Origin of the sequence: Dietzia massiliensis, assembly GCF_018390595.1 — a bacterium.
In the GTDB taxonomy this organism is placed as follows: Bacteria; Actinomycetota; Actinomycetes; order Mycobacteriales; family Mycobacteriaceae; genus Dietzia; species Dietzia massiliensis.
Genome location: NZ_JAHBAV010000045.1, coordinates 21,623 through 29,956, shown reverse-complemented (window position 1 = coordinate 29,956; position 8,334 = coordinate 21,623). Strand labels below are relative to the sequence as shown.

General features: G+C 71.5%; 8 protein-coding genes. 4 read left to right on the top strand and 4 right to left on the bottom strand.

Features of this window, described 5'->3' with window-relative positions:
* The 3 genes from KHA85_RS12440 to KHA85_RS12430 all read left to right on the top strand — a co-directional run.
* On the top strand, positions 1 to 1,638 hold a 1,638-nt coding region (locus KHA85_RS12440; protein ID WP_236885620.1), incomplete at its 5' end, for a helix-turn-helix domain-containing protein.
* 133 nt (positions 1,639 to 1,771) lie between these two features.
* Complete coding sequence (locus KHA85_RS12435; RefSeq protein WP_236885619.1) at positions 1,772 to 3,313, top strand: aldehyde dehydrogenase family protein; 1,542 nt, start codon at positions 1,772 to 1,774, stop codon at positions 3,311 to 3,313.
* Positions 3,314 to 3,498: 185 nt separating this feature from the next.
* Complete coding sequence (locus tag KHA85_RS12430) at positions 3,499 to 4,611, top strand: NDMA-dependent alcohol dehydrogenase (protein ID WP_213186012.1); 1,113 nt, start codon at positions 3,499 to 3,501, stop codon at positions 4,609 to 4,611.
* A 514-nt stretch (positions 4,612 to 5,125) separates the two neighbouring features.
* Here KHA85_RS12430 and KHA85_RS12425 read toward each other — a convergent pair.
* Positions 5,126 to 6,025: an SDR family oxidoreductase gene (locus KHA85_RS12425; protein WP_308936945.1), complete on the bottom strand. Its 900-nt coding sequence runs from the start codon at positions 6,023 to 6,025 to the stop codon at positions 5,126 to 5,128.
* 118 nt (positions 6,026 to 6,143) lie between these two features.
* Here KHA85_RS12425 and KHA85_RS12420 point away from each other — a divergent pair, with 118 nt between their 5' ends.
* Positions 6,144 to 6,368, top strand: coding sequence for a hypothetical protein (locus KHA85_RS12420; protein ID WP_007627087.1), 225 nt, complete (start codon positions 6,144 to 6,146; stop codon positions 6,366 to 6,368).
* A 172-nt stretch (positions 6,369 to 6,540) separates the two neighbouring features.
* Here the strand turns inward: KHA85_RS12420 and KHA85_RS12415 are convergent, their stop codons facing one another.
* From KHA85_RS12415 to KHA85_RS12405, 3 genes are all read right to left on the bottom strand, one after another.
* Entirely contained in the window at positions 6,541 to 7,011 is a 471-nt protein-coding gene (locus KHA85_RS12415; protein WP_061230092.1) for a hypothetical protein, read from the bottom strand.
* A gap of 1 nt (position 7,012) precedes the next feature.
* On the bottom strand, positions 7,013 to 7,372 hold the full coding sequence (locus tag KHA85_RS12410) for a hypothetical protein (RefSeq protein ID WP_213186011.1): 360 nt from the start codon (positions 7,370 to 7,372) through the stop codon (positions 7,013 to 7,015).
* Between the two features lie 126 nt (positions 7,373 to 7,498).
* Entirely contained in the window at positions 7,499 to 8,281 is a 783-nt protein-coding gene (locus KHA85_RS12405) for a 3-oxoacyl-ACP reductase (protein WP_007627081.1), read from the bottom strand.
* Between the last annotated feature and the right edge of the window lie 53 nt (positions 8,282 to 8,334).

The window sequence follows — 8,334 nt, the reverse complement described above, 5'->3', positions numbered from 1 at the left end:
CACCCGCCCCCCTCGCCCGATGCGGACCCGCTGGACCTGGCGTGGCGTCGGTCCGAGCTCAGCGGCCTGACCCCGCAGAGCGCCCGGCCGGGGGCGCCCGACCCGCGGGCCGCCCGCTCCCACCGCCTGACCGAGGCCGCGCGCCCGGTGATGGACGGGCTCGACACCGTCCTGCGGGACACCGGCGCCAGCCTCGTGCTGGCCGATCGCGAGGGCCGGGTCATCAGGACGGCCCGCGACAACGCGCGGATCTCCCGCATGCTGCTCCGGCGGGGCGTCGACGACGGCGCCACGCTCACGGAGGAGGCCGTGGGCAACAACGGCATCGGCACGGCGCTCGAGACGCGGGCCGGAGTGTTCATCCACGGTGAGCAGCACTTCGCCGAGGTCCTGCGCGACTTCGTCTGCTACGGCCACCCGATCATCGACCCGCTCACCCGACGCCTGGTGGGCGCGGTCAACCTCACGGACATGAGCGCGGACGCATCACGCCTGTTCGCACCCTTCGTCCGCAAGGTCGTGGCCGACATCGAGGCCCGCTACGTCGACACCGCCCGCGCGGACGACCGCGAGCTGTGGCGCCGCTTCGTCGAGCGCACCCGCTCCTCCGACACCGCGACGTGCGCGTTCGGCGACGAGGTGGTCCTGGCCTCGCACTCAAGCCTGGAGCGACTGGATTCCAGGGACCTCGTCACCCTCCGCCGACTGGTAGAGCGCGACGAGATGGGTGAGGTCGTCGAGCTGTCGGTCGGCACCGTGGGGGTGGCCACCAGCCGCGTGGGGCGCCGAGGGCACCTGCTGGACCTCACGTTCCCCGAGTCGCCCGGTGCGCCCACGCCCGCGCCCGCGCCCACACCCGCGCCCACGCTCGCGCCCCGGATCGTCGTCGCCGCCCCCGCGACGGTGGTGCGGAGGCACGCCGTCCGGGGGCCGTCGGGATCGGGGAGGTCGACGACGGCGAGGGCGATCGCAGGCCCCGGGGCCCGCCATCTCCGGCTCGCCGAGGCGGACGACGCCGCGACAGCATGGCGGGAGATGGTCGCGCCCGCACTCCGTGAACTTGCCGGGCCGGTGATCCTGGACGACATCGACCTGTTGGACGACGCCGATCTGCGCCGGTTGGCCGCGCGCATGGAATCGGCCGGAGACCACCTCGTCGTCGTCACCAGTCGCGACGACCCGCGCCCCGCGGTGACGGCGATACTCGACCTGTGCGACCGGCGGACAGAGGTCCGCCCCCTGCACGAGCGCGGCACCGAGGGCGAGGAGATCGTCCGCCGCATGGTCGCCGACCTGGCCGCGCGGCGCGGTAGGCGGCCACCCACGGTGACGTCGCGATTCGTGGAGACGGCCTGCGTGCTCGACCTACCCAACGGCCTGGTGACCCTGCGCGCGGTCCTCGGCGACTGCCTGACCCGGCTCGAGCAGAAGTGCGCCGCGACCCTCGACGTGGACGCGCTGCCGTCGCGGTCCCGCTCGGCGCGCCCGCCACGGCCCGGAGAGCTGGCCCGCGGGGAGTACGACGCGATCGTCGCCGCCCTCACCGAGTGCGGCGGGGTGCGCTCGCGGGCCGCCCGGCGGCTGGGGATCAGCCGGACCACGCTGTACGCCCGGATGCGGGAGTTCGGGCTGTCCTGACGCGCACCCGGTGCCCGCCGTCACCGTGTCCACTCGCGTGTCCAGAAACTGAACACTCCGGAGGGCCGACTCGCCCCCAGGATGAGTTGTGATCAGCCTCACAACCGAGGCGGTCGGATCTTCGGAGGAAATTATGACCGGCACACTCTCCCGCGACACCGGCTCGGGCACCGACTCCGGCGCGCACGTCGACGAGCGCCTGGGCGCCGAGGCCCGCGACTTCCTGGCCCGTCCGCATCGCCTGCTCATCGGCGGACAGTGGGTCGACGCCGCCGACGGCCGCACCTTCGCCACCCACGACCCTGCGACCGGTGCCGAGATCACCCGGGTCGCCCACGGCGGGCCCGAGGACGTGGACCGCGCGGTGGCCGCCGCCCGCCGCACCTTCGACGACGGCGCCTGGGCCACCATGAAGCCGCGCGAGCGCGAGCAGATCCTGTGGCGCATCGGCGACCTGCTCGACGCCAAGGCCGAACTGTTCGGTCAGATCGAGGCGCTCGACAACGGCAAGTCCGTCGCGATCGCCACCGCCGTCGACGTGGCCTGGGCCGCGGACGTGTTCCGCTACTACGCCGGCTGGGCCACCAAGATCGAGGGCTCCACCGTCCCGGTGTCCATGCCGTTCGCCGGTGACAAGCAGTTCCACGCCTACACCCAGCGCGTGCCCGTGGGCGTGTGCGGGCAGATCATCCCGTGGAACTTCCCGCTGCTCATGGCCGCGTGGAAGCTCGGCCCCGCCCTGGCCACCGGCAACACCCTCGTTCTCAAGCCGGCCGAGCAGACCCCGCTCACCGCCCTCCTGCTCGGCGAGGTCTGCCAGGAGGCAGGCGTGCCCGACGGCGTGGTCAACATCATCACCGGCTTCGGCGACGCCGGCGCCGCCATCTCCGGCCACGACGACGTGGACAAGGTGGCCTTCACCGGCTCCACCGAGGTCGGCAAGCTCATCGTGGACGCCGCCAAGGGCAACCTCAAGAAGGTCTCCCTCGAGCTGGGTGGCAAGAGCGCCAACCTCGTCTTCGCCGACTGCGACTGGGACGCCGCCGTCGCCGGCTCCGTGGCCGCGTGGATGTTCAACCACGGCCAGGCCTGCACCGCCGGCACGCGCCTCTACGTGGAGGACTCTATCTACGAGGAGTTCACCCAGGCTGTGGCCGACGCCGCGTCCCAGGCCACCATCGGCCACGGGCTCGACCCCGACACGGTGCTCGGGCCCGTCGTGGACCAGGACCAGTTCGACAAGGTCTCCTACTACCTGCGCGCCGGCATCGAGGACGGCGGCCGCGCCCTGACCGGCGGGGCTCGCCACGGCGACACCGGCTACTTCATCCAGCCCACGGTGTTCGTGGACGTCAAGCCCGAGGACCGGGTCGTGAAGGAGGAGATCTTCGGCCCCGTCGTCTCCGCCCTGCGGTTCTCTGACGTCGACGACGCCGTCCGCCAGGCCAACGACTCGATGTACGGCCTCGCCGCCGGCGTATGGACCAAGGACCTCTCCAAGGCACACCGGGTGGCCAGCCGCCTGCAGGCCGGATCCGTGTGGGTCAACCAGTACAACGGCTTCGACACGGCCATGCCGTTCGGCGGGTTCAAGCAGTCCGGTTGGGGCCGCGAGCTCGGCGCCGGCGCGCTCGACCTCTACACCCAGACCCGGTCGGTCAACATCCAGCTCTGACCCGACCGGCCCGACGCCGTCGGCCTCCCAGCTGTAGGCCCGGCCGGCCCGACGCCGTCGGCCCACCCGGACCGGGACCCGGCGTCCCCGTGACCACTTCCGGGGACGCCGGAGTCCCCCTGCTCCCCCTTCTTCCCTTCCTCCTTCCTCTCTTCCCACACCCGCCAGCCGAAAGGACCACCGCCGTGAAGACCAAGGCAGCCGTACTGTTCGACACCAACCAGCCGTTCGAGATCATCGAGCTCGACCTGGACGACCCCGGCCCCGGCGAGGTGCTCATCAAGTACACGGCCGCCGGCCTGTGCCACTCGGACCTGCACCTGTCCGACGGCTCCCTGCCGCCCCGCTTCCCGATCGTGGGCGGGCACGAGGGCGCCGGGGTGATCGAGGCCGTCGGCGAGGGCGTCACCAAGGTCAAGCCCGGCGACCACGTGGTGTGCTCGTTCATCCCCAACTGCGGAGTCTGCCGCTACTGTTCGACCGGCCGACAGAGCCTGTGCGACATGGGCGCCACGATCCTCGACGGCCACATGCCGGACGGCACGTTCCGCTTCCACTCGGGAGGCCAGGACTTCGGCGCCATGTGCATGCTCGGCACCTTCTCCGAACGCTCGGTCATCTCGCAGCACTCGGTGGTCAAGGTCGACGACTGGCTGCCGCTGGACAAGGCCGTGCTAGTGGGCTGCGGCGTGCCCTCCGGGTGGGGCACTTCTGTCTACGCCGGCAGCGTCCGTCAGGGCGACACCGTGGTGATCTACGGCATCGGCGGCCTGGGCATCAACGCCGTCCAGGGCGCCGTCCACTCGGGCGCCCGCCACGTCGTGGTGGTGGATCCGGTGCAGTTCAAGCGCGATGAGGCGCTGAAGTTCGGCGCGACCCACGCGTTCGCCAGTGCGGCCGAGGCCCACGCCGAGGTCGAGAAGCTCACCTGGGGCCAGATGGCCGATCAGGCGCTGATCCTCGTGGGCACGCTCGAGGAGGAGGTCGTCTCCAGCGCCTTCGACGTGGTCGGCAAGGGCGGCACCGTGGTGATCACCGGCATGGGGAGCATGACCGACAAGACGGTGCAGGTCAACGGCACGATGATGGCCCTGTTCGGCAAGACCATCAAGGGCACGCTCTTCGGTTCCGCCAACCCCCAGTACGACATCGTCAAGCTGCTGCGGCTGTACGACGAGGGCAAGCTGAAGCTCGACGAGCTCATCACCACCACGTACACGCTCGACCAGGTAAACCAGGGTTACCAGGATCTGCAGGACGGGAAGATCATGCGCGGCGTGATCATCCACGACTCCTGATCTCCCACAACCCCCACAGACCGGAGCCGGTCGACCCCGCGGGACGGCGCCCCCCGCCTTCTCGGTGATCGGCTCCTCCCCCGACGCGCGTCGCCTCACCCCCTGGGCGGCGCGCGTCGGTGCGTCAGCCGGCAGTCGCTCTTGCCGCTGTCTGGCTGGCCTGCCGCAGCCGCTCCCGCCGCTGTGTGGCTGGCCTGCCGCAGCCGCTCCCGCCGATGGCGTCTCGCTCCCGCCGCTGCCCACCCAGCCCGCAGCCGCTCCTCACCATGGCGTCTCGCCCACCCTTCGGTGCGCGCGAGACGCCATCCCGGCGGGCGGCTGTGTTTCGCGAGCGCATCGTGGCACGCGAGACGCCATCCCGGCGGGCGGCTATGGCTGGGCGACTGTGTTCCCCGGGCATCGTGGCACGCGAGACGCCATCCCGGCGGGCGGCTGTGGCTGAGCGACTGTGGTCCCGGCGCATCGTGAGACGCGAGACGCCATCCCAGCGCGCGGCTGTGGCCGGGCGGCTGCGTCAGGGTGTGGGCGCGCCGCCGGTCACCGAGAGCGTGTTGCCGGTCGTGTACGACGACTCCTCGGAGGCCAGATATACGTACGCGCCGGCCATCTCGACCGGCTGCCCCGGCCGACCGAGCGGGTTCTTCTGCCCGAAGTACGGCAGCTTCTCCGGCTTCTGCCCGCCCGTCACCTGCAGCGCGGTCCAGAACGGGCCCGGCGCGACGGCGTTCACGCGGATCCCCCGCGGCGCGAGCTGCTGCGCCAGCGCCTTGGACATCGTGTTGACCGCGGCCCGCGAGGTCGCGTAGTCCACCAGGCCCGGCGACGGGGTGTACGCCTGAACCGACGAGGTGAAGATGACGCTCGCCCCCGGCTGCAGATGACCGAGCGCCTCCTGCATCATCCAGAACTGTGCCGAGATATTGACGTTCATGGTCTCCGCCCACTGCTCGGAGCTCAGGTCCTCGAGGTGTTCGACGTAGGTCTGCCGGGCGGCGTTGAGCACCAGCACGTCGATGCCCCCGAGCCCGGCCACGGCGTCACGGACGATCCCCCGTGCCACCTCTTCGTCGCCGACGTCGCCCGGCAGCAGGACGCAGGTGCGGCCGGCCTCGCGGACCAACCGGGCGACCTCGTCCGCATCGGACTGCTCGGAGGGCAGGTATCCGATCGCCACGTCGGCCCCTTCGCGTGCGTACGCGATCGCCACCGCGCGCCCGATGCCCGAGTCTCCGCCGGTGATGAGCGCGCGTCGGCCGGTGAGCCTCCCGTGACCGACGTAGGACGTCTCACCGTGATCGGCCGGCGGCTCGAGCTCGGATGCGAGCCCCGGCACCGGCTGGGACTGCATCGGGATGTCGACCTGGTACTTGGTGGTGGGGTCGACGAGCGGCTGGGCGTTGGGATCGGTGGTCACGGCAGGCCTCCTGAGACGTCGGGGATTCCGACCGTACGCGTCCTGACCGGATGCGAGATGACGCCGGATCACCCACACTGCGGATACGACCGGATTCCATCGATTCGAAGGAGCAAGCATGCCCCGTTACCGCGTAGTGGACCCCGACCAGAACGTCATCGAGGAGAAGGAGTTCGCTGACGACACCAAGGCGTACGACTGGTTCAAGACCGTCGAGGTCCCCGACGACGCGCTCGGGTACGCCATGGAGGTAGACATGGACGGCAAGTGGACCCGCTTCGAGATCAACGACGGCGGCACCAACACCTCCCCCGCCGCCGACGAGGGCACCGGCACCCCCTGATCCGAGACCCGGCACGACGGGCAGTCGACCCACCCAGCTCGACATCCGCTACTCCGCCTGCGGATCCGCTACCTCCACGGGAGTAGCGGATTCCGAGGCGGAGTAGCGGATTTCGGAGGACCTGACAGGCTCACCCCTTGACCAGTCCCGTCCACGATGAGGTTCTGCCCGGTCACGGCGCGCGTCTCGCCCGATAGATGCGGTCGCGCACGGCCAGCGTCAGCGCGTCCAGGCGGGCGGCCTCTGCGAGAAGGTCGGCCACTCTGCTCGGACGGTCGGTGGTGCTGTCGACCAGGGCGTCGTTCGCCCGCTCCAGTAGGCGGGCGAACGCGGGGTCGCCGTCGAGGGCGTCCCTCACGGCGGGGTACTCGGCTTCGAGCGGGGTGCCGATGCCGAGCGTGGAGCGGAGTTCATACCAGCGGTCGAGGGTCGCGGCGAGCGCCTCGGAGGCCAGCGCGTGGGTGCGCCGCGCGGTGTCGACGGCGCGCTCGGCGGTGAGCTGCGCCGGGTCGGTCCCCCGGCTGAGCCGACGGTGGCGGGCGAGGTCCTCCAGTCCGGAGCGCACGAGCCATCCGGTCGACGCGATCCACGCGACCACACCGGCGAGGACCGCGAACACCACCAGCGCGAGGATCAGCGGCACGTCAGATCACCGCGTTGAGGACGAGCGTCAGCGGGACAGCCAGGAGCACCGCCGCCGAGAGGCTGGCCCCGATCAGTTTGCCCACGCCCGACCATCGGAGTTCGGAGCGTTCGGCCTCCAGCGCCGCCGGTGACAGCGGAGCCGCGAGGCGTCCGGCGGCGGAGGCCGCGGACTCGGCGACGGCGGGCCAGGTTCGCGGGACGTGCCGGTGCGGGTCGCTGCCGAGATCGTCGGCGGCCAGGAGGGCTCGTTGCTCGTCCCATTCCGCGAGGCGCTGGTCGAGTTCGGCGACAGCGGCCTCGGCCTCGGCGATCCGGCGGCCCTCGGACGTCCGCGAGAAGACCACCGAGGGGAACTGCATGACTCCAGCCTCCCCCACCCGACCGGCACCGGCAAGGGCGCGCACGTGTGAGGGCGCGAGGGCGCGCGGGCACGAGTGCGCGCGGGTGCGAGGGCGCGCCCTCGGTGCGATCGGCGCCGCCGCGCCTCACCCCTTGACCAGTCCCCCGTCCACGATGAGGTTCTGCCCGGTCACGGCCCGCGCCCACGGGGAGGCGAAGAACAGCACCGCGTCGGCGAGTTCGGCCGGGGTGATCGCGCGGCGCAGCGGCGTCCCCGACGCGATGAGGTCGAACACCTCTGCAGGCGTGGCGGCGCTCGCGGCGGTGGTGCGCAGCAGACCGCCGGAGACCATGTTCACCGTGATGCCGTCCGGTCCCAGATCGGTGGCGAGGGTCCGGGTCAGCGACAGCGCGGCGGCCTTGGCGGCGGTGTAGTCGTGGTACGGCACGACGGGGTGCTGGAACAGATTGGTGCCGATGTTCACGATCCGTCCGAAGCCGGCCTCCCGCATGCCCGGCAGCGTCGCCTGAGTGGTGGCGAGGGTGGCTTTCACGGCGCCGCGCAGTTGCGAGTCGAAGTCGTGCCAGGTGAGCGTCTCGGGTCGCGGGCGGGCGTCGCCGTTGAACTCGAAGTCGACCAGCGCGTTGTTGACGACCGTGGTGACGGGCGCGCCGAAGTGGCGACGGGCGGCGTCGACGAGGGCGTGCACCTCGTCGTCGTCGGTGACGTCGGCGCGTAGTGCGACGGTGCGGTCCTCGCCGAGCTCACGGACGAGGTCGGCGGCGGCCGACTCGCTGCGGTGATAGTTGACGACGACGAGAGCGCCCTCTCTGGAGAAGGCGCGACTGATGTCCGCGCCGAGCCCGCGGGCGCCGCCGGTGACGAGGACGACCTGCTCGTCGATCCGCACGCTGTTGCCGATATCCATTGCCACTCACTTCCCGGTGTTCCCGGCGAGGGTGGCGATGCGGCTCCGCTCCT